6 protein-coding genes are annotated in these 25,412 nt (G+C 74.1%); 3 read left to right on the top strand and 3 right to left on the bottom strand.

Features of this window, described 5'->3' with window-relative positions; genetic code table 11:
* Nucleotides 1-165 precede the first annotated feature (165 nt).
* Together AB0E07_RS26140 and AB0E07_RS26135 are read left to right on the top strand one after the other, a co-directional pair.
* A complete protein-coding gene (locus AB0E07_RS26140; RefSeq protein WP_362256866.1) occupies nucleotides 166-18,969 on the top strand; it encodes an amino acid adenylation domain-containing protein in 18,804 nt (6,267 codons plus the stop codon).
* 21 nt (nucleotides 18,970-18,990) lie between these two features.
* The gene (locus AB0E07_RS26135) at nucleotides 18,991-19,200 is read left to right on the top strand and encodes an MbtH family protein (protein ID WP_362256863.1); all 210 of its coding nucleotides are present in this window, start codon (nucleotides 18,991-18,993) and stop codon (nucleotides 19,198-19,200) included.
* Nucleotides 19,201-19,252: 52 nt separating this feature from the next.
* Here the strand turns inward: AB0E07_RS26135 and AB0E07_RS26130 are convergent, their stop codons facing one another.
* From AB0E07_RS26130 to AB0E07_RS26120, 3 genes are read right to left on the bottom strand one after another with little or no spacing between them, the layout of a single operon-like run.
* Nucleotides 19,253-20,320 (bottom strand): iron-siderophore ABC transporter substrate-binding protein, encoded by a 1,068-nt coding sequence (locus AB0E07_RS26130; protein ID WP_362256860.1) that lies wholly within the window; start codon nucleotides 20,318-20,320, stop codon nucleotides 19,253-19,255.
* A complete protein-coding gene (locus AB0E07_RS26125) occupies nucleotides 20,257-22,167 on the bottom strand; it encodes an ABC transporter ATP-binding protein (RefSeq protein ID WP_362256856.1) in 1,911 nt (636 codons plus the stop codon). Before AB0E07_RS26125 ends, AB0E07_RS26130 begins: the two co-directional genes overlap by 64 nt.
* Nucleotides 22,164-23,870 (bottom strand): ABC transporter ATP-binding protein, encoded by a 1,707-nt coding sequence (locus tag AB0E07_RS26120; protein ID WP_362256853.1) that lies wholly within the window; start codon nucleotides 23,868-23,870, stop codon nucleotides 22,164-22,166. Before AB0E07_RS26120 ends, AB0E07_RS26125 begins: the two co-directional genes overlap by 4 nt.
* A 247-nt stretch (nucleotides 23,871-24,117) precedes the next feature.
* Here AB0E07_RS26120 and AB0E07_RS26115 point away from each other — a divergent pair, with 247 nt between their 5' ends.
* Complete coding sequence (locus tag AB0E07_RS26115; protein WP_362256851.1) at nucleotides 24,118-25,392, top strand: protein kinase; 1,275 nt, start codon at nucleotides 24,118-24,120, stop codon at nucleotides 25,390-25,392.
* The last annotated feature ends 20 nt before the right edge of the window (nucleotides 25,393-25,412 follow it).

The raw sequence follows: 25,412 nt of genomic DNA, 5'->3' as shown, positions 1-25,412 counted from the left end.
CGGTCAGCCTTACCTTAACTGGTGGGACTTTAGGGCGAGATCGGCCGCGGTCCCATCCCCTTGGGGAAAACTGTGCGCTCTCTATGAATTAGGTAACCCTTACCTTACTATTGCGCCGACCCCCGGCCCAGGGCCGGGAACGACCCCCGGGGAGGACGCGCGTCCGTGTGCGGTTCCGAGGAAGTCCTGGCTCATTGGCAGCGGTTGCTGACACCGCTTCCGCTGGAGATCTCACTGCCCGTCGACCGACCCCATCCGGCCGAGCCGGACCCAGGACGCCGTACCCGCACCCTGACCGGCGTCCCGGACGCCACGGATGCCGAACTGCTCACCGCGTTCTGCGCGTTGCTGCACCGCTACGGCCAGACCGCCGATGTCACCGTCGGCCACGACGGGCTGCCGCTGAGGGTCCGCACCGACCACGAGCCCACCTTCCAGGGGCTGTTGCGCCGGGTGGAGCAGACGTGGGAGGAGGCCGAGAACCACCGGCTGCCCCTGACCATGCTGATCGAGGAGCTGCGTCCCCGCCCGACCCGCGGCGGCGGGCTCTTCTTCAACACCGCCTTCGCGACCGCCCGCCGACCCGCCGGTGAACTGCCGGGCCCGGTCGACCTGTTGCTCCACGTCGAGAACGGCGAGGCGCGGGCGACCTACGACCCCCGGCTGCTCGACGACACGACGGCCGACCGGATCCTCGGCCACTACCGGACCCTGCTCGCCGACGCGCTCGGCCGGCCGGAGACGCCCCTGGACCGGCTGGCACTGCTGGCGGAAGGGGAGTACCGGCAGGTCGTCCACGACTGGAACGCCACCGAGCACACCGTGCCCGCCACGACCTGGCCCGCCCTCTTCGCCGAGCAGGTCCGCGCCCGCCCGGACGCCGTCGCCCTGGTCTTCGAGGACGAGCGGCTGACCTACGCCGAGCTGGACGAGCGCGCCAACCGGCTCGCCCACGCCCTGCTCGCGCGCGGCGCCGGCCCCGAGCGCATCGTGGCCCTGGCCCTGCCCCGCTCCGCCGAACTGATCGTCGCCGAGGTCGCCGTCCTGAAGTCGGGCGCCGCCTACCTCCCCATCGACCACGACTACCCCGCCGACCGCATCGCGTACATGCTCGCCGACGCGGCCCCCGTCTGCGTGGTCACCACCGAGGAGACGGCCCGGGAACTGCCCGGCCAGGACGGCACGACTCCGCTGGAGCTGGACTCCCGGGCCACGGCCGACGAACTGGCCGCGCGGCCCGCCCACGACCCCGGAGAGGCGGACCGCGGGGCGCCGCTCACCGTCGACAGCGCCGCCTACGTCATCTACACCTCCGGCTCCACCGGCCGCCCCAAGGGTGTCGTCCTCGCGCACAGCGGGGTCGCCAAACTGGTCGCCACCCAGACCGAACGCTTCGGCATCGGTCCGCACAGCCGCGTCCTGCAGTTCGCCTCGCCCAGTTTCGACGTCGCCTTCTGGGACCTGTGCCTCGGCCTGCTCTCCGGCGGCCGCCTGGTCGTCGTGCCCGCCGAGCGCCGGGTGCCCGGGGCGCCGCTCGCCGACTACGCCCACGCCCACGGCATCACCTTCATGATCCTCCCGCCCGCGCTCCTCGCGGCCCTGCCCGACGACGTTCACCTGCCGCCCGCCGCGACCCTGCTGGCCGGCACCGAGCGGGTCTCCCCGGAACTCGTGGGCCGCTACGCCCGCGGCCGGATGATGTTCAACGCCTACGGGCCGACCGAGGCCACCACCAACTCCACCCTCGGACGGTGCGATCCGGACATCCCGGCCGGCGCCGTCGTCCCGATCGGCGTCCCCGACCCGGGCACCCGCGCCTACGTCCTCGACGCCTACCTCCGTCCGGTCCCCGCCGGACTCACGGGAGATCTCTACCTGGGCGGCGCCGGACTCGCCCGCGGCTACCTCGGCCGTCCCGACCTCACCGCCGAACGGTTCGTGGCCGACCCCTTCGGCGCACCCGGCGAACGGCTCTACCGCACCGGCGACCTGGTGCGCTGGCGCGCCGACGGACGGCTGGAGTTCCTCGGCCGCGCGGACACCCAGATCAAGATCCGAGGGTTCCGGATCGAGCCCGGCGAGATCGAGTCCGTGCTGCGCGGCCACCCGGCCGTCGACCAGGTCACCGTGGTCGCCCGCGAGGACCGCCCCGGCGACCGGCGGCTCGTCGGATACGTCGTGCCCAGCCTCGACCGGCCGCGGCACGACGAGACGGACGCGCACGTCGAGGAGTGGAAGGAGGTCCACGAACTCCTCTACAGCGCCGCCGGGTCCGAGAGCCCGCGCGAGAACTTCGCGGGCTGGAACAGCATGTACGACGGCACGCCCCTGCCGGTCGCCGAGATGCGCGAATGGCGCGAGGCCACCGTCGCGCGCATCCGCGAACTCGGCCCGGTGCGCAGGGTGCTGGAGATCGGCGTCGGCAGCGGTCTGATCCTCTCCAGGATCGCGCCCGACTGCGAGACCTACTGGGGCACCGACCTCTCCCACGAAGCCGTCCGGGCGCTCGCCGCCCAGGTGGCGGCCGACCCCGGCCTCGCCGCCAAGGTCGAACTGAGCGCACGCCCCGCGCACGACACCGACGGGCTCCCGGCCGGCTTCTTCGACACGGTCGTCATCAACTCCGTCGCCCAGTACTTCCCCGACGCCGGCTACCTGGAGGACGTGCTGCGCCGCGCCGCGCGCCTGCTGGCCCCCGGCGGCCGGATCTTCGTCGGAGACGTGCGCAACCTGCGTCTGCTGCGCACCCTGCGCGCCGCCGTGGAGACCCGCCGGGCCCCCGAGGACGGCGACCGCGACAAGAGCGCACTGCGCGAGGCCGTCGAGCGCGCGGTCAACTGGGAGGGCGAACTCCTCCTGGACCCCGACTACTTCGCCTCACTGGACGGATTCGACGCCGACATCCGCCTCAAGCGGGCCGCCCACCACAACGAACTCAGCCGCTACCGCTACGACGTCGTCCTGCGCCCCGGCACCCGCACCCCCGCCCCCTACGAGCGCGAGATCTCCTGGGCCACCGCCGGAGACCTGACCGCCCTGTCGGCGCTGCTCGCCGAGGAGCCGCCCCGGCTGCGGGTCACCGGAGTGCCCAACGCGCGGCTCGCCGACGACCTAGCGGACCTGCGCGCCCTGGAGGGCAGCAGCCGCGAGGCGGCACCCGGGGTGGACCCCGAGGACCTCCACGCCCTCGCCGCCCGGCACGGCTACACCGCCCAGGTCACCTGGAACGGCACCGCGGACGACGGCGCCCTCGACGTGGTGCTCCTGCGCGAGCCCTCCGGTGACGGGGCCGGCGCCCCGTCCGCGCCGCACCCCGGCCCGTACCGCGGGGCCGGCGCGTACCCGCGCGCCAACCGGCCCGCCCCCTTCCGCGACGTGGCCGCCCTGATGCGGACCCTGCGCACGCACGCCGCCGCCTGGCTGCCCGACTACATGGTCCCCTCGGCCCTGGTGCCCCTGCACGCGCTGCCGGTCACCCCGAGCGGCAAGATCGACGCCCGTGCCCTGCCCGCCCCCGACTACGGGGCGATGAGTTCCGGACGCGCCCCCGCGACCCCGCGCGAGAAGCTGCTCTGCTCCCTGTACGCCGAAGTCCTCGGGCTGGACGCGGTGACGGCCGAGGACGACTTCCTCGCCCTGGGCGGCGACAGCATCACCGCGATCCAGCTTCTCATCCGGGCCCGGCAGTCGGGACTCGCCCTGACCACCCGGGACGTCTTCCGGCACCGCACCGCCGAATCCCTGGCCCGCGCGGCGGTCGAGCGCGTGGCCGAGACCACCGCGCCGGCACCGCTCCTGGAACTCACCCCCGACGAACTGGCCGACGTCCAGGGCACCCACCCCCTCGACATCGCCGAACTGCTCCCGCTGACCCCGCTCCAGCAGGGCTTCTTCTTCCACTCCCTGACCAGCGGCGCCCGCGGTGACGCCTACGTCGTCCAGCAGGTGCTGGACCTGTCCGGACCCGTCGACGGCCCGACCCTGCGCCGCGCCGCACAGCGCCTGCTGGACCGGCACGCACCACTGCGGGCCGCGTTCCGGCAGGGCCCGGACGGCACCCCCGTGCAGATCGTCGTCCGGAACGCGGAACTGCCCTGGCGGGAGGTCGACCTGTCCGCGCAGGACGGGACGGTCCGCGAGACCCTCGGCGAGGCGGTGGCCGCGGACGAACGCGCGACCGGCTTCGACCTGACCGCGCCGCCCCTGCTGCGCTGCGCGCTGATCCGCCTCGGCGAAGACCGCAGCAGGCTCGTGCTGACGTTCCATCACATCGTGGCGGACGGCTGGTCGCTGCCCGTCCTGCACCGCGAACTGATGGCCTGCTACGGCACCGACACCCCGGCCCTCGCCGAAGTGGCCCCCTACAGTGCCTTCCTGCGCCGGCTCGCCGGGCAGGACCGCGAAGCGGCCCGCTCCGCCTGGCGCACCGCGCTCGCCGGACTCGACGAGGCCACCCGGCTCGTCGGCACCCCGGCCACCGGGGCACCGGTGCGGCCCGCCCAGGTCCGCGTGGAGCTGTCCGAGCGGACCACCGCACGGCTCGTGGACCGGGCCCGCGCCCACGGCGTCACCCTCGGCACCGTCGTCCAGGCCGCCTGGGGCCTGCTCCTGGGCGGGCTCACCGGCCGTGACGACGTGGTGTTCGGCACCACCGTCTCCGGCCGGGACAGCCAGGTCGACGGCATCGCCTCCATGGTCGGCCTGTTCATCAACACCCTTCCGACCCGGCTGACCCGGACCCCCGGCGAGTCCCTCGGGAACCTCCTGATCCGACTCCAGGACGAACAAGCACGCCTGCTCGACCACCAGCACCTCGGGCTGGCGGAGATCCAGCGGCTCGCCGGACACGCCGGAGAGGGCGAACTCTTCGACACCCTCGTGGTGTTCGAGAACTACCCGGCCGAGACCGACCTGCGCGACCCCTCGGGCACCGTACGGATCACGGGCGACGCCTTCCACGACGCCGTGCACTACCCCCTCGCCCTCGTCGTCAAGCCGGGGGAGCGGCTCGACCTGCGGCTCAAGCACCACACGGACCGGCTCGACGAGGACACCGTCCGCGTCATCGGAGACCGCCTCGTCCGGGTGCTCGACGCCATCGCCGCCGACCCGGCCCGCCCCACCGCCGCCGTGGACCTGCTCTCCCCGGACGAGGCGCTGCGCGCCCACCCGGCCGGCGAGGAGCGCGCCGTCCCGGAGACGACCCTGGCGCGCGCGTTCGCCGCCCAGGCCGCCCGCACCCCCGAGGCCACCGCCGTGGTGTTCGCCGACGAACGGCTCACCTACGCCGAACTCGACGCACGCGCCGAGGCGTTGGCCGACCGGCTGCGCGGCCGTGGCGCGGCACCCGGCACCTTCGTCGCGGTCGCCGTGCCCCGCTCGGCCGAACTGATGGTCGCGCTGCTCGGCGTCCTCAAGTCCGGGGCCGCCTATCTGCCCGTCGACCTGGACTACCCGGCCGACCGCGTCGCCCACATGCTCGCCGACTCCGGAGCCGGCACCGTCGTCACCCTGAGCGCCACCGCCGGACGCCTGCCGGCGCGGGCCGCCGGGACGGTCCTCGTCCTCGATGACGACGAACCGCCCACCGGGCAGCCCGGCACAGGGCGCGGGGCCCTCCCCGACGACCCCGCCTACCTGATCTACACCTCCGGCTCCACCGGTCTGCCCAAGGGCGTGATCGTCACCCACCGGGCCATCGTCAACCGGCTCGCCTGGATGCAGGGCGCCTATCCGCTGACCGCCGACGACCGGGTGCTCCAGAAGACGCCGTCCAGTTTCGACGTCTCCGTCTGGGAGTTCTTCTGGCCCCTCCTGGAGGGCGCGGCCGTCGTGCTCGCCCGCCCCGACGGCCACCGCGACCCGTCCCACCTGGTCTCCCTGGTCCGCCGGGAGGCCGTCACCACCCTGCACTTCGTGCCGTCCATGCTGGAGGCGTTCCTCCAGTCCGACGAGGTCACCGACGACCCCTCCTGGGCGGCCTCCCTGCGCCGGGTCCTGAGCAGCGGAGAGGCCCTCCCGGCCACCGCCGCCCGCCGCTGGCGGGAGCTGACCGGCGTACCGCTGCACAACCTGTACGGGCCCACCGAGGCCGCCGTCGACGTCACCCACCACCCCTGCGAGGACGCCGACGAAGGGCCCTCCGTGCCCATCGGCCGCCCGGTGTGGAACACCGGCCTGCGGGTGCTCGACACCGGTCTGCGGCCTGTCCCCGACGGCGTCCCCGGAGAGCTGTACCTGACCGGCGTCCAGCTGGCCCGCGGCTACCACGCCCGCCCCGCGCTGACCGCCGAACGGTTCACCGCCGACCCCTACGGCCCGCGCGGCAGCCGCATGTACCGCACCGGCGACCTGGTCCGCCGCCGCTCCGACGGCGTGATCGAATACCTGGGCCGCACCGACCGGCAGGTCAAGCTCCGCGGCAACCGCATCGAGCCCGGCGAGATCGAGGCCGCCCTGACCCGGCTGCCGGCCGTGGCCGCGGCCGCGGTGACGGTACGCGACAACGCCCTCGTCGCCTACGTCGTACCCTCCGCCGACGCCGGCGCGGACGCCGAACCGGCCGCCGTGCGCGCGGCCATGGAGTCCGCGCTGCCCGCCGCGATGGTGCCGGCCGCCTACGTCGTCCTCGACGCCCTGCCGCTCACCCCCAGCGGCAAACTGGACCGCAACGCGCTGCCCGCCCCACGGGCCGTGCGGGCCGAGGCGCGCGCCCCGCGCGACCCCCGCGAACAGCTCCTCACGGAGATCTTCGCCGCCGTACTGAAGCTGCCCGACGCCGGAGTCGACGACGACTTCTTCCTGCTCGGCGGGGACAGCATCAGCTCCATCGCCGTCGCCAGCCGGGCCCGCCGGGCCGGACTGGCCCTCGGCCCGCGCGAGATCTTCGAACACCGCACCCCGGCCGCGCTCGCCGCCGCGGCCCTGGCCGAGGACCCGACGGCCGCACCCGCGCCGTCCGCCTTCTCGCTCACCGAGGAGGAACGCGCACGCGTCGACCTGCTCGCCCCCGGCCGCGTCGAGGACGTCTGGCCGCTGGCCCCCCTCCAGGAGGGCCTGTTCTTCCACTCCACCTACGACGACAGCGCCCTGGACGTCTACACCGTCCACGAGTCCTTCGACTTCACCGCCGGAGTGGACGCCGGGCGGCTGCGCGCCGCGACCCGCACCCTGCTGGCCCGCAACCCCTCCCTGCGCGCCGGGTTCACCAGCGAAGGACTGCGCCAGCCCGTGCAGTTCATCGTGCGCGACGCCGAGGTGCCGCTCACCGAGATCGACCTGTCCGCGCTGACGGAGGCCGAACAGGACCGGCGGATCGCCGAGTTGATGGACGAGTCGCGTGCGCGGCGCTTCGACCTCGCCCGCCCCCTGCTCTTCCGGATGCTGCTGCTGCGCCTCGGCGACGGCCGCGGCGACCGGCTCGTCGTCGGCCGCCACCTCATCCTGTGGGACGGCTGGTCCGCCTGGCTCTTCCTGGACCAGCTGTTCGCGCTGTACGAGAGCGGCGGCGACCCGGCGAGCCTCGCCCGCCCCGGCTCCTACCGGGACTACCTGACCTGGCTGGAGCACCAGGACGACACCGTCGCGACCCACGCCTGGCGCACCGCGCTGGCCGGCTTCGAGGAACCCACGCTGCTCGTCCCCGCCGTGGACGACCGGGGCCTGGAACCCGTCGTCCCCGAGCACCTGGACGCCGTCCTCGACCCCGGCACCGCCGAACGCCTGCGGGGCACCGCCCGGCAGCACGGCCTCACCCTCAACACCGTCCTCAACGCCGCCTGGGGCCTGGTCCTCGCCGGGGCCTCCGGGCGGAGCGACATCGCCTTCGGCACGACCGTCGCCGGACGGCCCAGCGAGGTGCCGGACGTCGAGAACGTCATCGGCATGTTCCTCAACACCGTGCCCGCCCGGATCGCCTTCGACCCGCGCGAACCGGTCCTGGAGCTGCTCCGCCGCGTTCAGCGCGAACGCCTGGAGATCATGCCGTACGAGCACCTCGGCCTCGGCGTCCTCCAGGCGGAGAGCGGGCACCGGCGGCTGTTCGACACCCTGTTCGTGCTCCGCAACGCCGACACCGACGAGCGGCTCGCCGAACTCCGCGAACGGCACGGCGCGACCGCCGTCGCCAACGTGGACGCCACGCACTACCCGGCCAACCTCGTCGTCACCCCCGGCGAACGGGTCCGCGTCACCCTCGCCTACCGGCCCGACCTGCTGGACGAGACCTGCGCGCGCGCCCTGCTCGACCGGTTCGTGCTGCTCACCGGCCGCCTCGTCGCCGACCCGGACGCGGCGGTCGGCTCGCTCTCCGCCCTGCTGCCCGCCGAGGCCGACGCCCTGGCCCGCGAGGAGGACGAGCAGCGGCAGCCCGTCCCGCACGAGACGGTCGCCGACCTGCTCGCCGCGCAGGCCGCCCGCACCCCGGACGCCACCGCCCTGGTCTTCGGCGACGAGCGGATCACCTACGCCGAACTCGACGCCCGCTGCGACCGCATGGCCCGGCTGCTGATCGCCCGCGGCGCCGGACCCGAACAGGTCGTCGCCCTCGGTCTGCCGCGCTCGATCGACACGGTCGTGGCGCTGTTCGCGGTGCTGCGCACCGGAGCCGCCTACCTGCCGCTGGAACTGGACCACCCCGCCGAGCGGCTCTCCCTCATGCTGGCCGACGCCCGCCCGCTGCTCCTGCTGTCCACGAGCGCCGTCTCCCGGACCCTGAGCGGCGACACCCCCCGGCTGCTGCTCGACGACCCCGGCACCGCGGCCGAACTCGCCGCGCTGCCCGAGGGCCCCGTGCGGGTGGACTTCAGCCTGGACCACCCCGCGTACGTCATCTACACCTCCGGCTCCACCGGCCGCCCCAAGGGCGTCGTCACGCCGTACGTCGGTCTGACGAACATGCAGCTCAACCACCAGAAGGAGATCTTCGCCCCGGCCATCGCCTCGGCCGGCGGGCGGCGCCTGCGCATCGCGCACACCGTGTCCTTCGCCTTCGACATGTCCTGGGAGGAACTGCTCTGGCTCGTCGAGGGCCACGAAGTGCACATCTGCGACGAGGAGTTGCGCCGGGACGCCATCGCGCTGGTGGCCTACTGCGAGGAACACCGCGTCGACGTCGTGAACGTGACCCCGACCTACGCCCATCTCCTCATCGAGGAGGGCCTGTTGGAGGGGCACCGCCCGCCGCTGGTGCTCCTCGGCGGCGAGGCGGTCACCGAGACGGTGTGGAACACCCTGCGGGACACCGAGGGCACCTACGGCTACAACCTGTACGGGCCCACCGAGTACACCATCAACACCCTCGGCGGCGGCACCCACGACAGTGCCACGCCCACCGTCGGCCGCCCGATCCGCGCCACCCGCGCCCGCGTCCTGGACACCTGGCTGCGGCCCGTCCCGGACGGCGTGGCGGGCGAGCTGTACATCGCCGGAGTGGGCCTGGCCCGCGGCTACCTCGACCGGCCGGGCCTGACCGCCGACCGGTTCGTCGCCGACCCCTACGGCCGCCCCGGCGAGCGTATGTACCGCACCGGCGACCTCGTGCGGCGCAGGCCCGACGGCAACCTCGACTTCCTCGGCCGCACCGACGACCAGGTCAAGATCCGCGGCCACCGCGTCGAGCTGGGCGAGATCGAGACCGCGCTGGCCCAGCACCCCGAGGTGTCCCAGGCCGCCGTGCTGGCCCGAGACGACACCGCCGCCCCCGGCACCCAGCGCCTCGTCGGCTACGTCGTCCCGGCCGAACCGGACGCCGAGACACGCCGGTCGGCGGAGGAGGAGCAGATCGGCGAGTGGCGGGAGATCTACTCCGCCGAGTACACCGAGATCGGCACCGCCGTCCGCACCGAGGACTTCGCCGGCTGGGACAGCTCCTACGACGGCACGCCCATCCCGCTGGAGCACATGCGGGAGTGGCGCGAGGCGACCGTGGAACGCATCCGCGAACTCGCCCCGAGGCGCATCCTGGAGATCGGCGTCGGCTCCGGCCTGCTGCTGTCCCGGCTCGCCCCGGACGCGGAGGAGTACTGGGCCACCGACTTCGCCGCGCCCGTCATCCGCAAGCTCGGCGAGGACCTCGCCGCCGACCCGGAGCTGGCCCGCAAGGTCCACCTGCGCTGCCGGCCCGCCGAGGACACCGAGGGCCTGCCGGCCGGCCACTTCGACACCGTCGTCATCAACTCCGTCGTCCAGTACTTCCCGAGCCTGGACCACCTGGCCAAGGTGATCCGCGGCGCGATGAGGCTCCTCGCCCCCGGCGGCGCCCTCTTCCTCGGCGACGTACGGGACCTGCGGCAGGCACGGGTCTTCCAGACCGGCATCCAGCTCGCGCGCACCGGTGCCGAACCCGAGGCGCTGCGCCGGGCCGTGGACCGCGGCCTCGCCCTGGAGAAGGAACTCCTCGTCGACCCGGACTGGTTCAGCACCCTCGGCCTGGGCTGCGAGCTGCGCACCAAGACCGGACGGCACCACAACGAACTGACCCGCTACCGCTACGACGTCGTCCTGTACGCCGACACCGACTCCGCTCTCCGGCTGGACGACGCCCCCGAACTGCCGTGGGGCGCCGACCTCCCCGCCCGACTCGACGGAACCGGAGCCCTCCGGGTCCGCGCGATCCCCGACGCGCGCACGGCGGTTGACCTGACCGCCCTGCGCGCGACGGAGTCGGCGCCGCCGCCCGAAACCGGCGAGGAACCCGAGGACATCCGGCAGTTGGGCTCGGAGCACGGCTACCGCGTCCTGACCACCTGGTCGGACGAACCGGGCTTCTTCGACGCCGTCTTCGTCCCCGCCGGCCGTACCGGTCGCACCCTCGGCCTGCACCGCCCCCGCGCCGACCGGGGTGACGCCCCGTACGCCAACACCCCGACCGCCACCCGCGGCCAGGGCGCCCTGGTCCGGCGGCTGCGCGAGGACCTGGGACGACGGCTGCCCGGCTACATGGTCCCGGCCGCGTTCGTCGTCCTGCCGCGGCTGCCGATGAACGACAACGGCAAGCTCGACGTCCGCGCCCTGCCCGACGCCGAGCCCGCGGTCGCCCTGTCCCAGGGGCGCGGACCGTCCACCCCCGTCGAGGAAGTGCTCTGCCGGCTCTTCGCCGAGGTCCTCGGCCTGCCCCGCACCGGCGCGGAGGACAACTTCTTCGACCTGGGCGGCCACTCACTCCTCGCGACCCGCCTGATCAGCCGGGCCCGCACCGAACTCGGCGCGGAACTCGCCATCCGCGACCTCTTCGAGGCCCCGACCCCGGAATCACTGGCCCTGCGCGCGGAGACCGGCCGCCCCGCCCGCCCGGCGCTCGTCCCGGTGGACCGACGACCCGAGCGTATCCCGCTGTCGGCCGCCCAAAGGAGGCTGTGGCTGGTCGAACGGATCGGCGGTGGGGTCGCGTACAACTTCCCGCTCGTGTTCCGGCTGCGCGGCCCGCTGGACGTGGACGCGCTGCGGGCTGCTCTCGGCGATCTGACAGCTCGTCATGAAGCGTTGCGCACACGCATCCTGGCCGAGGACGGCGAGCCGTACCAGTGGGTCGCCGAGCCCGGTGAGGCGGAACCCGAACTGCGGATCAGCGACTGTGCCGAGCGCGATCTGGCCGGACGGGTCACCGACGCGCAGCGGCGACCGTTCGACCTGAGCGCTGAACTGCCCCTGCGGGCGGAGGTGCTGAGGCTCGGGCCCGCCGACCACGTGGTGGCGCTGATGCTGCACCACATCACCACCGACGAGTGGTCCGACCGGCCCTTCCTCGCCGACCTGGACGCCGCCTACCGAGCCCGCCGCGAGGGCCGCGCACCCGACTGGGCTCCGCTCCCGGTGCAGTACGCCGACTACACCCTTTGGCAGGACACGCTCCTCGCCGAGGTCGGCGCCGGCCAAGTCGCCTACTGGACCGAGGCCCTGCGCGGCCTCCCCGAGGAACTGACCCTGCCGCTCGACCGGCCCCGCCCGGACACGCCCACGGGAGACGGCGGCCGGGTCCGTCTGGAACTGGACCCCGGCACCGGCGCCGCCCTGCGCGACCTCTCCCGGTCCACCGGCACCAGTATGTTCATGCTGTTCCAGGCCGCCACCGCAGCGCTGCTGCACCGGCTGGGCGCGGGCGAGGACATCCCGCTCGGCGCACCCGTCGCCGGACGCACCGACGAGGCGTTGAACGACCTGGTCGGCTTCTTCGTCAACACCCTCGTCCTGCGCACCGACCTGTCCGGTGCCGGCCTCACCTTCCGGGAACTGCTTGCCCGCGTCCGGGAGGCGTCCCTGGCAGCCTTCGAGCACCAGGACCTGCCCTTCGACCACGTCGTCGAGGCCCTCAACCCGCCCCGGGAGGCCGGCCGCAATCCGCTGTTCCAGGTGATGCTCGGCTACCACTACCGGCCCGACGGCGACCCCGACGTGCTGGGCCTGCCCACCGAGTGGTTCGAGATGGACACCGGCGCCGCCAAGTTCGACCTCCACTTCACCTTCGTGGACGAGGCCGGTCAGGGCCGTCTGGTGCTGCTGCTCGAACACGCCCTGGACCGGTGCGACCCGGCGACCGCGCGACGCCTGGCCGGGTACCTGGCGCGGTTGCTGAACCAGGCGGCGGCCGCACCGGATCTGCCGGTGCGAGACCTGACGCTCCTGGAGGCCGACGAGCGCCACCAGGTCGTCGAGGGCTGGAACGACACCGCCGTCGACGTGCCCGAGGCGACCCTGCCCGAACTGTTCCGCGCCCAAGCGGCCCGCACCCCGGACGCCACGGCCCTGATAGGCGGCGAGCAACGCCTGACCTACGCCGAGTTGGACGCCCGCGTCGAGCACACGGCCAAGGTGCTGGCGGGGATGGGCGTGGGACCCGAGAGCACGGTGGGCGTGGCGCTGCCCCGGTCGACCGAGCTGGTCGTGGCCCTGCTGGCGGTGCACCGGGCGGGCGGGGCGTACCTGCCACTGGACCCGGGCCTCCCGCCGGAGCGCCTGGCGTTCACCCTGGACGACGCGTCTCCGGTCCTCGTTGTCCAGGACGCTCTCCCCGAGGGTCCCGAGGCGGAACTCCCGAGCCGTTATGACCCGTTGAGCCCGGCCTACGTGATCTACACCTCGGGCTCGACGGGCCGCCCCAAGGGCGTCGCCGTTCCGCACGCGGGTATCGCCAACCGGCTGCTGTGGATGCAGCACACCTACCGGCTCACCGCCGAGGACCGGGTCCTCCAGAAGACCCCCGCCGGGTTCGACGTCTCGGTGTGGGAGTTCTTCTGGCCGCTCGTCACCGGTGCCGCCCTCGTCGTCGCCCCGCCCGACAGCCACCGCGAGCCCGCCCGGCTCGCCGAGCTGATCCGGGAACACGCCGTCACCACGGTCCACTTCGTGCCGTCGATGCTCCAGCAGTTCCTGGAGGAGCCCGCCGCCGCGCGCTGCACCGGACTGCGCCACGTGATGTGCAGCGGCGAGGCGCTCCCCGCGCCCGTGGCCGAGCGCTTCCACGAACTGCTCCCGGCGCGGCTGCACAACCTGTACGGGCCCACGGAGGCGTCCGTCGACGTCACGGCGACCGAAGTGCCCGCGCAGGAGCGGCCGGTGACGATCGGCCGCCCGGTGTGGAACACCCGCGCCTACGTCCTGGACGCCGCCCTGCGCCCTGTCCCGCCCGGCGTGGCCGGTGAGCTGTACCTGGCCGGCGTCCAACTCGCCCGCGGCTACCTTCGCCGCCCCGGCCTCACCGCCGAACGGTTCGTCCCCGATCCCCACGGCGCGCCCGGCACCCGCATGTACCGCACGGGTGATCTGGCCCGCTGGACGGCCGACGGGCGTCTGGACTTCCTCGGCCGCACCGACGACCAGGTCAAGATCCGCGGCATCCGCGTCGAGCCCGGCGAGGTGGCGATGGTCCTCGCCCGGCACCCGTCCGTCGGGCACGCCGTCGTCGTCGCACGCGACCAGCGCCTCGTGGCCTACCTGATCCCGTCCCCCGAAGCGACCGCCGACCCTGCGGAACTGCGCGTCCACTGCGCCGCCGTCCTGCCCGAGCACATGGTGCCCGCGGCCTTCGTCACCCTGGACGCCCTGCCGCTGACACCCAACGGCAAACTGGACCGGGCGGCCCTGCCCGCCCCCGACTTCACGGCGGAGGGCACCGTCGGCGGGCGGCCCCGCTCTCCCCGCGAGGAGATCCTCTGCGCACTGTTCGCCGACGCCCTCGGCCTGCCCCGGGTCGGCGTCGACGACGACTTCTTCGCGCTCGGCGGGCACTCCCTGCTCGCGATGCGCCTCACCGCGCGGATCCGTGCCGCCCTGGGCGCCGAGGTGGCCCTGCGCACGGTGTTCGACGCCCGCACGGTCGCCCGGCTCGCCGCCCGCCTGGACCGGGACGGCGCGCTCCGGGGCCCTGCCCGCCCGGCGCTGACGCTCCGACCGCGTCCCGAGCGGCTGCCGCTGTCGTCGGCCCAGCAGCGCCTGTGGGTGCTGTACCAGGTGGACGGCCCGAGCCCCACCTACAACATCCCCTCGGCCTGGCGGCTCACCGGCACGCTCGACGTCGACGCGCTGCGCGCCGCGGTGCACGACCTCGCCGCCCGGCACGAGACACTGCGCACGGTGTTCCCCGAGGAGGAGGGCCGCGCCTTCCAGCGGGTACTGGACGCGGACGGCACCGGCATCCCGTTCGAGGTCGAGGAGACCGACGAGGAGCGGCTCGCCGTCCGGCTGGTCGAGGCCGGCGCGTACGGCTTCGCACTGGACCGCGAACCCCCGCTGCGCGTCCATGTGTTCCGCACGGGGGAGCGGGAGTGGACCCTGCTGCTCCTGCTGCACCACATCGCGGGCGACGAGTGGTCGGAGGGACCCCTCAACCGGGACCTGGCCCTCGCCTACGCCGCCCGGACCGCCGGACACGCCCCCCAGTGGGCGCCCCTGCCCGTGCAGTACGCCGACTACACCCTCTGGCAGCAGAGCCTGCTCGCCGAGGTCGGCGAGGCGCAGATCGCGTACTGGCGCCGGGCGCTGGCCGGTCTGCCGGAGGAGCTGACCCTGCCCGCCGACCGGCCCCGGCCTCTGGAGTCGAGCTACCGGGGCGGCTCCGCCGATCTCGGCCTCGACGCCGAACTCGCCGCCGATCTGCACCGGTTGGCGCGCGCCCAGGGCGTCAGCGTGTTCATGGTGCTCCAGGCCGCGGTGGCGACCCTGCTCAGCAGGCTGGGCGCCGGGCACGACATCCCGATCGGCAGCCCGATCTCCGGGCGGACCGACGCGGCCCTGGAGGACCTGGTCGGCTTCTTCCTCAACACCCTGGTGCTGCGCACCGACACCTCCGGCGACCCGACCTTCCGGGAACTGCTCGCCAGGGTGCGGGAGACCGACCTCGCCGCCTTCGACCACCAGGACGTCCCCTTCGAGCGGCTGGTGGAGGTCCTCAACCCGGTCCGGTCGCTCGCCCGCCACCCGCTGTTCCAGGTGATGGTGGTGTACCTCGCGTCGGGGGAGGAGGACACCTGGCTCCCCGGACTGCGGGCCCGCCGCGACGACGTGGCCCAGACGACGGCCAAGTTCGACCTGTCCTTCGACTTCGTCGAGCGCGCCGACGGCAGCGGTGTCGACGGCGTACTGGAGTACAGCGCCGACCTGTTCGACCCCGCCACCGCGCAGTCCTTCGCCGACCGGCTGCGGCGCCTGCTGCGCGCCGTGGTGGCCGACCCGGACGTCACGATCGGACGCGTGGACCTCCTCGACGCGGAGGAACGGCTCCGGCTGCGGGAGGGATGGCACGCCCTGCCACCCGCCGCGGCCCCGACGACGGTGCCCGAGCTGTTCGAGGCGCGCGTCGGCGAGTACCCGGGGCTGCCCGCGGTGGCCTCCGACGGCGTCGAGCTGACCTTCGCCGAGCTGAACACCGAGGCCAACCGGCTCGCCCGGCTGCTGGTGGCGGCGGGCGCGGGCCCGGAACGGTTCGTGGCCCTGCTCCTGCCCCGCACCGCCGGCTTCCTGACCGCCGTGCTCGCCGTGCACAAGGCGGGCGCCGCGTACCTGCCCCTCGACCCCGACGCCCCGCTGGACCGCACGGCCGACGTCCTGGACGACGCCCGGCCCGTGCTGACCCTCACCACCCGCGAGTTCGCGGCCCTCCTGCCTCCGGGCACCGGGACGCTGGTCCTCGACGACCCCGACACGGCCGGGCGGACCGCCGCCCAGGACTCCGCCGACCTCACCGACGCCGAGCGCACCGCGCCCCTGACGCCCGGACACCCGGCCTACGTCATCTACACCTCCGGCTCCACCGGCCGCCCCAAGGGCGTCGTCGTGACCCACGAAACCCTCGGCAACCTCTTCCACAGCCACCGCGAGACGCTCCACGCACGGGCTGCCGAGATCACCGGGCGGCGCCATCTGCGCGCCGGGCACGCCTGGTCGTTCTTCTTCGACGCGTCCTGGCAGCCCCAGCTCTGGCTCCTCGACGGACACTGCGTCCACATCGTCTCGGAGGAGGTCCGGCGCGACCCCGAACTCCTGGCCGCGGCCGTGCGCGAGCACCGCTTCGACTTCCTGGAAGTGACCCCGTCCTTCTTCGCGCAGATGGCCGACAGCGGCCTGCTCGACGGCGACGACTGCCCGCTCGCGGTGGTCGGCGTCGGCGGCGAGGCCGTGCCCCCGGCCCAGTGGCACAGGCTCGGCACCCTGCGCGACACCGAGGCGTTCAACCTGTACGGGCCCACCGAGTCGACCGTGGACGCCCTGGTGGCGCGGGTCCGCGACAGTGACCGCCCGCTGGTCGGGCGGCCGGTGGCCGGAACCAGGGCACACGTCCTGGACCAGCTGCTCCAGCCGGTGCCGCCCGGTGTGACCGGCGAGCTGTACCTCGCGGGCGGCGGCCTCGCGCGCGGCTACCTCAACGCCCCCGCGCTGGCCGCCGAGCGCTTTGTGGCCGATCCGTTCGGCGCGCCCGGCTCGCGTCTGTACCGCACCGGAGACCTGGCCCGCTGGACCGCCGACGGGCGACTCGACTACCTCGGACGCGCCGACGACCAGGTCAAGATCCGCGGCTTCCGCATCGAACCGGCCGAGATCGAGTCCGTGCTCGCCGCTCACCCCGCGGTCACCCAGGCCGTGGTGACGGTGCGTCAGGAAGGTTCCCGCAAGCTGCTGGTGGCGTACGCGGTCGCCCACCCGGACGCCCGTCCGGAAGCGGCGGACCTGCGCGGCCACCTCGCCGCACGGCTCCCCGACCACATGGTCCCGGCCGTCGTCGTCCTCCTCGAACGCCTCCCGCGCCTCCCCAACGGCAAGCTGGACCGCTCCGCCCTGCCCGCACCCGACTTCTCCGCCCTCTCCACCGGCCGCGCACCCACCACGGCCGCCGAGGAGACGCTCTGCGCGGTCTTCGCCGACCTGCTCGGTCTCGAACAGGTCGGTGTGGACGACGACTTCTTCACCCTGGGCGGCGACAGCATCATGGCGATGCAGTTCGTCAGCCGGGCGCGGACGGCCGGCCTGCGTGTCACCCCGCGCCTCGTCTTCCGGCACCGCACGGTCGCCGCGCTGGCCGCGGTCGCCGAGCACGTCGACGCGGCCGCGCACCGGCCCGAGGAGGACGGCACCGGCGGCGTGCCCCTCACACCGGTCATGCACTGGCTGCGCGAACTGGGCGGCCCCTTCGCCACGTACCACCAGGCGGCGCTCGTCCGGACGCCCGCGGCGCTCGACCTGCCCGCCCTCACCACCGTGCTCCAGGCGCTCGCCGACCGGCACGACCTGCTCCGGGCCACCCTGGTCAGGCCCTCGCGCGAGTCCACCGAGGACTGGTCGCTGCACGTGCCGCCCGTCGGCGCCGTCACCGCGCGGTCGTGGACCGACGTCGTGGACGTGGCCGGGCTCGACGCGGACGCCCTGGCCGAGACCGTACGCGAGCACGCGCACACCGCCCGGGCCCTGCTGGACCCGGACGCGGGCGCCATGGTGCGGGCCGTCTGGTTCGACGCGGGCGACCGGCCCGGACGCCTGCTGCTGATGGCCCACCACCTGGTCGTCGACGGGGTGTCCTGGCGCGTGCTGCTGCCCGACCTGGCGGCGGCCTGGCGGGACGTCTCGGCCGGACGGCCGGTCCGGCTCGACCCGGTGGACACCTCGTTCGCCGGCTGGTCGCGGCTGCTCTCCGCACAGGCCCAGGCGCCCGAGCGCGAGGCGGAACTGCCGGTGTGGACGGACATCCTGGACGGCGCCGGCGCCCTCCCGCTGACCCGTACGCCGGACCCGGACGCCGACACCACCGCCACCCAGCGCGAGGTCGTCACCCGGCTGCCCGCCGAGCGCACCGGGCCGCTGCTGTCGACGGTGCCCGCGGCGTTCGGCGCGAGCGTCAACGACGTGCTGCTCGCCGGGCTCGCCCTGGCCTTCGCCGACCGGCGCCGCCGCGACGGCACGTCCGGCACCTCGGTCCTCGTCGACCTGGAGGGCCACGGCCGCGAGGAGGAACTGGCCGGCGACGGAGCCGACCTCTCCCGCACGGTCGGCTGGTTCACCAGCGTCTTCCCGGTCCGGCTCGAAGCGGACGCGGCCGACGTCGACGAGGCGTTCGCCGGCGGCCCGGCGGCCGCGGACACCGTACGGCGCGTGCGCGCACACCTCGCCTCGCTGCCCGCGGGAGGCGTCGGCTACGGCATGCTCCGTCACCTCAACCCCCGCACCCGGGAGGTCCTGGCGGCCCGCGAAGGCGCCCGGGTCGAGTTCAACTACCTCGGCCGGTTCGGCATCCCGGAGGAGACGGACTGGTCGTACGCGCCCGAGGAGGACGCGGCCGACATCGGCCCGGAGTCCACGATGCGTGAGGGACACGCGCTGAGCATCAACGTCGTGACGGAGGACCGTGCGGACGGGCCGGTACTGGCCGCGCACTGGTCCTACCTGGAAGGACTGCTGCCGCGCGAGACGGTCGAGGATCTCGCCGGGGCCTGGTTCCGGGCCCTGGAGGGACTCGTCCGGTGGGCCGAGTCGAACAGCGGATCGTAGGACCCCGAGGAGAGGAAGACCATGACCAACCCGTTCGAGGACCCCGAGGGCGTCTACCTGGTGCTCGTCAACGACGAGAACCAGCACAGCCTCTGGCCCGACTTCGCCGACGTGCCGGCCGGCTGGCGCACGGTCCACGGCCCCGCCGCGCGCCAGGACTGCCTGGAGTACGTGGAGACGCACTGGACCGACATGCGGCCCCGCAGCCTCGCCGAGGCCATGGACCGCTGAACGCGCGGAAGGGGGCGGCCGCCGGCCGCCCCCTTCCCGGTTCCCTCCGACGTCAGTCGGCGGGCTGCTCCACCGCGGTGTCCGGCTTCCCGTCCACCGCCGCCGCCAGCTGCGGGACCAGCCGCTCCACCACGTACGGCAGGCTGAGCGGGGAGACGAAGGACGTGGCGTTGCCGTAGTCGCTCGACTCGTTGACGAAGACCTCCCGGCCCTCCTTCACGACCGTCAGGTCCTTGTACGAGGCGTCCTTGTGCAGCTTGCCGGACTCCTTGTCGACATCGGCGACGATCCAGACCACCGCGTCCTGGTCGAGCAGATCGGTGCGCTCCTTGCTGATGTTCGCGCCGAACTGGTCACCGATCGCCTTGTCCAGGTCCTTCGGCAGCGAGAAGCCGAGCCCGGTCAGCAGCCGGGAGCGCGCGTCCTGGCTGCCGAAGACGAACATGCCCTCGTACGGCGTGGCCATCACCGCGCTCGCGCCCTTGAACTCGGGGTGCTCCCCGGCCGCGGCCTCGATCTTGGCCTCGGTGTCCGCGACGACCTTCGCCGCCTCCTCCGACTTGCCGAGCGCCTTCCCGATCGTCTCCGTCTGCTCCTGCCACGGCACACCCCAGTCGTTGTACTCCTTGGGCTGGGCGACCACCGGGGCGAACTTGGACAGCGACTCGTACTGCTCCTTGGTGAGCCCGCCGTACACGGCGAGGATCAGGTCCGGCTTCAGCGCCGCGATCTTCTCCACCTGCGGGCCCGTGCCGGTGTCCTTGAGCACGGTGGGCGCCTCGGCGCCGCCGAGCTTGTCCTCGGCCCAGGGGCCGATCGCGCCCTTGTAGCCGCCGAGCCACTCGGTGGTGCCCACCGGAACCGCGCCGAGGGCCAGCACCGAGTCCTGGTCGGTGAGACCGACGGTGACGATCCGCTTCGGCTCGGCATCGACCGTCGTGCTGCCGTACTTGTGGGCGATGGTCACCGGGAAGGCGGACTTCCCGGATGCGCTCGCCTTGGCCTCGGTGTCCGAGGCGTCGGTGTCCGAGTCGTCGCCGCAGGCCGTGGCCGCGGTCAGGAGCAGGAGGGCGGAGGCGAGGGCGCCGGTGAGCCTTCGGGCTCTGCGAGAGCGGAACATCGGTGGTCCTTCGGTTCGGTTTCCTGTGGAGCAGGGCGGTGCGGGGGATGGGGAACACGTGGGGGTCGAGGCGGCCGGGAGCCGGTGTCGCGGGTGTCCGACCAGGCGGCCCAGAGCGCGGCGTAGGGGCCGTCCGCGGCGCGCAGCGCGTCGTGCGTGCCGGTCTCGACGATCCGCCCGGCGTCCATGACGACGATCCGGTCGGCGGTCGCCGCCTGGCTCAGCCGGTGCGCCACGATCAGCGCGGTCCGGCCGTCCGTGGCCTGGGTGACGGCCTTCTCCAGGGCCCGCGCCCCGGCGCTGCCCGCCTCGGCGGTCGCCTCGTCGAGGATCACCAGCGGCGGGTCGGAGAGGATCAGCCGGGCGAGGGCCAGCGCCTGGGTGCGGTCCCCGGTGAGCCGGTGCCCGCCGTCGCCGACGACCGTGGCGAGGCCCTCGGGCAGGGACTCGGCCCAGGCCAGCGCGTCGACCCGGTCGAGCGCGGCGCGCAGTTCGTCGTCGGTCGCGTCGGGCTTGGCGAGCCGGAGGTCGTCGGCGAGCGGACCCGCGAAGACATGCGTCTCCTGGGTGATCAGGGCGACCGTGCGACGGTCCCCGGTCCGGCTCAGCTCGGTGGGCGGGACGCCGTCCACCAGGACGGTCCCGGAGGTGGGCGGCTGGATGCCCGCGACGAGCCGGGCCAGGGTCGTTTTCCCGGCCCCGCTGGCACCCACCAGCGCCACCCGCTCACCATGACGGATCGTCAGATCGATGTCGTGCAGCACGGGATGACCCGGACGGTAGGCGTGCCGGAGGCCGCGCACGGTGACCTCGAACCGGCCCGTCCCCGCCGCCGGCTCCCGCTCCCGCGGCGCCTCCTGGTCGGTGACACCGACGAGCCGCGCCAGGCCCGCGGTCGCCGACTGGGCGTCGTCGAGAAGGACGAGGGCGGCGTTGACCGGGGTGAACAGACTGTGGAAGTACAGGGCGGCGGCGGTCGCGGTGCCGATGGACGCCGAGCCCTGACGGACCAGCCAGTAGCCGGTGAACAGCACGGCGGCCAGGCCCAGATACTCGGCGATGTGCAGCCGGCTGTAGAAGCCCAGCACCAGCCGCACCCCGCGCATGGTCAGCGCCACCACCGACCGGGACCGCTCGGTGACCTTCTCCGCGTGCTCCCGTTCCAGCCGGAACGCGCGCACGGTGGAGGCACCGGCGACGGTGTCCAGCAACTGCTGCTGCTGGGCGCCCGCCGCCACCCGCTGCTCGGCGTAGAGGGGCACCGCCCGGGCCACGTACCAGCGCGCGGTGGCGACCTGCACCGGCACCGCCACCAGCGCGGCGAGCAGGAACCGCCAGTCGAGCAGGGCCATCGCGCCCAGGGTGAGGAAGATGGTCAGCAGCGAACGCGCCAGCTCCGGAAGGGCGTTGCGGACCGCTTCGGCGATGAGGGACACATCGGCGGTGACCCGGGAGGTCAGATCGCCGGCCCCGGCCCGCTCCACCCGGTCCAGCGGAAGTCCGAGGGCCCGTTCGACGAACTTCTCGCGCAGCCTGGCGAGCGTGGTCTCACCCAGCCGGGAGATCAGCGACAGACCGAGACCCGACAGGACGCCCTGGACCACGGCCACGGCCACCAGCAGGGCCGCCGTGGTGGTGAGGGCGTCGACGGAACCGCGGTCGGCGGCCAGGTCCACGATCCGGCCCAGCAGCGGCTGGGTCAGCAGCGCGACGGCGGTGGCCCCGACCATCACGCCGAGCGCGGTCAGCGCCAACGCCTTCTGCGGACGCAGCAGTTCGGCGACGGCGGCACGCGTGCGCCTGGGTGTCGCCACGGGCAGCAGGCGCCCGCTCCCGGACTCGCTCATGCCAGTACCGCCGTCCGGTAGACGTCGTGCCCGTGGACCAGCCGCTCGTGCGCGTCCGCCGCGACGACCGAGCCCCGGTCCAGGAGGACGACCCGGTCGGTCACGGCCAGCAGGGCGGGGCTGTTGGTCACCAGGAGGGTCGTGCGCCCGGTGCGCAGCTCCTTCAGTCCGGCCGCCATCCGTACCTCGGTGACCGCGTCCACCGCGGTCGTCGGCTCGTGCAGGACGAGGACCGGGGAGTCGGCCGCCAACGCCCGCGCCAGGGCGACACGTTGACGCTGGCCGCCGGAGAGCGAGCGGCCCCGGGCGGTGACCGCGGTGTCCGTGCCGTCGGGCAGGGTGCGGACGATTTCGTCGGTGCCGGACGCGTCGATCGCGGCGGCGGCCGGCGCCTCCGGTCCCGCGGCGGCCCGCACGTTCTCCAGCAGACTCCCCTCGAACAGGTCCGCGTCGTGCTCGGCGACCAGGACCGCCGCCCGCAGCTCGGCGAGCCCCAGCGCGGTGAAGTCCGTGCCGTCCAGCTCCACGGTGCCCGCCTCGGGGTCGGCGCGGCGGGCGAGGCAGCGCAACAGGGCGGTCGCGTCGGCGGGGTCGGTGGCGACGACGCCGACCGTCTCGCCGGGCGCCACGTCCAGGTCCAGGTCGCGCAAGGGCCCGTAGGCCACGCCGCGCAGCCGCAGCCCGCCGTCCCGGACCAGGGGCGTTGCGTGCGCCTCGCCCTCCGTCCGGGGCCGTACGGCGTGCTCCGAGCCGAGCACGGCGGCGATCCGGGCCGCGGACGCCCGGCCCTGCGCCAGCTCCGCGTTGACCCAGGAGAACTCGGAGAGCGGGCCGATGAGGAAGAGAGCGAGCGCGAGCGCCGAGACCAGCTCGCCCAGGCCGATGTCACCGCGCGCCGCGAGCCGTCCGCCGACCAGCGCCACGACCGCGAGGAACGCACCGGTGAGCATGGTCACCACACCGCTCTGCCACGCCTCGGCGCGGGCCGCGCGCAGGGTCGCGGTGAGCGAGTCCTGGCTGATCCCGCGGTAACGGGCGACGGCCGCCGGTTCTGCGCCGATCCCCTTGAGCACCCGCAGTCCGGCCACCAGGTCCGCCGCGACCCCGGAAGCACGCGCCGCGCGCTCCTGCTCGGTCTCGCTGCGCCGCTCCAGGGGCTTGCTCAGCAGGTGGACGAGGAACAGCAGCAGCGGGGTGCCCAACAGGACGAGCAGACCGAGCGGTACGGAGATGCGCAGCAGCACCACGGCGCCGACCGCGAGTCCGGTCGCCGCCGCCACGCCGACCACGAGCGCCATCATCACGGCGCCGACGCGTTTGGCGTCCTCGGTGGCGGTGTTGGCGAGTTCTCCCGGCAACCTGCCCTCGTCCGCGCCGCCTTCGGGGGCGAGGACCCGCTCGACCAGTTCGGTGCGCAGCTCGTGCGCGGCCGTCACCGAGGCGCGTTCACCGGCACGGGCGGAGAAGCGGAAGCTGTAGGAGAGTCCGACGTAGACGAGGGCCAACACCCCGAGCCACAGCAGCAGTCCGCCGAGGTCGCCTTCGACCACGCCACTGTCGACGGCGAGTCCGATGACCACCGGGACGAGCGCCTCGCCCGTCTGGTGGCCCATGCCCAGCACCGCGCCGATGGTGACATCACGGCGCCGGCCGCGCACCGCCCGCCGCAGGACGTCCCGTCCCGGCAGGTCCGCCTCTTTCACGTATCCTCCGGACCGGATCACAGCGTTCGCCAAGCCTACTCAAAACTTAGGTAAGGCTAACTACAACTTTCCTGTGCTGCTACCCCTTTGGCGAAGCTCGTCGCGGGCCGTGACGGGCGTGGGGCGTGACGGGCGTGGGGCGTGACAACCGGGGTAACCGGTGCGCTGGAGGAAGCGGACCGCCGAGAGGCGGCCGTCGTGCGGGCCGCACCGGTCCGGACGGGAGCGGGGGGAAGGGCGGAGACTCGTGCTGGTCGCAGAGCGGTACCGACTCGACGAACCGCTCGGACGCGGTTCGACGGGTGACGTCTGGCGCGCCACCGACCAGGTCCTGGACCGGCCGGTCGCGGTGAAGTTCCTGCGCGCCGACCGGCCGGATCCGAGTGCGGCGACCGACGTCGAGCGCCTGCGCCGGGAAGCCAGGACCGCCGGGCGGCTCAACGACGCGCATGTGGTGACCGTTTACGACTTCGGCTCCGACGACGGCCGGATCCACCTGGTCATGGAACTCGTCGACGGGCACAGCCTGGCCCAGGAGCGCGCCGCGCGCGGCACGCTGGAACCGTGGGAGGCAGCCGCGATAGTGGCGCAGACCGCCTCCGGTCTGGCCGCCGCGCACCGCCTGGGCGTGATCCACCGGGACATCAAGCCCGCCAATGTGATGCTGGCGGCCGACCGCAGCGTGAAGATAACGGACTTCGGCATCGCCCGGTTCGCGAACGAGACGGCCTGCTCGCTCACCGCGACCGGCCAGGTCGTCGGCTCCGCCGCCTATCTCGCCCCCGAGCGGGCCCTCGGCCGCCCCGCCGAACCCGCCTCCGACGTCTACTCACTCGGCTGCGTCCTCTACGAACTCCTCACCGGTACCGTCCCGTTCACCGGCGTCACCGCCGTCGCGGTGGTCGGCCTGCACGTCGAGGCCGTCCCGGTGCCCCCCGACCAGTTGCGGCCCGGCATACCGGCGGAGTTGAGCGACTACGTGCTGAGGTTGCTGGCCAAGGACCCGGCCCTGCGCCCCACCGCCCACGAGGTCGCCCAGTGGCTCGCGAGCCCGGAGCGGCGGGAGCGGTCGGCGCGGCCCGCGACTACGCCGCCACCGGCGCGAGAGCCGGGCGTCCCTACCGGCGGCGCCTTGACCGGCGGCGCCTTGACCGACGTCGTCCCGATCGACGGTGTTTCGATCGGCCCCGTCACGACCGACTCCGTGCCGGTGTCCCCGCCGCCGGTGGAGGACCTCTCCCCGACGGCGGGACTGCCCACGGTCACCCGGTCGCACGCCGCCCCGCGCCGGGGCCGCCCCCGCAGGGCCCTGCTCGCCGTCGGCGGGGTCGTCGCGTTCGCGGTGGCCACGACCGTCGGGGTGGTGCGGTCCTCCGACGCCGGCGGCCCCGCGTCGACACCGCCCGCCGGAACCTCCTCGCCGACCACGGCGGAGCCCGGCGCGCCGCGGCACTCGGCACCGGAGCGCCACCGCGGCGGCGACGGACGGACAGGACAGGCGGCGGAGCGGGCCGACGACTGAACCGACCCGCTCCTGAAGGG

The sequence above is a fragment of the Streptomyces sp. NPDC048002 genome (assembly GCF_040653275.1).
Classification (GTDB): Bacteria; Actinomycetota; Actinomycetes; order Streptomycetales; family Streptomycetaceae; genus Streptomyces.
Note: the sequence above shows the minus strand (reverse complement) of the source record. Positions and strands in the feature narration are given on the sequence as shown.

Coding starts and splice junctions, on each gene's coding strand:
- AB0E07_RS26135 (WP_362256863.1), top strand. CDS start 18,991: ATGACCAACCCGTTCGAGGACCCCGAGGGCGTCTACCTGGTGCTCGTC.
- AB0E07_RS26130 (WP_362256860.1), bottom strand. CDS start 20,320: ATGTTCCGCTCTCGCAGAGCCCGAAGGCTCACCGGCGCCCTCGCCTCC.
- AB0E07_RS26125 (WP_362256856.1), bottom strand. CDS start 22,167: ATGAGCGAGTCCGGGAGCGGGCGCCTGCTGCCCGTGGCGACACCCAGG.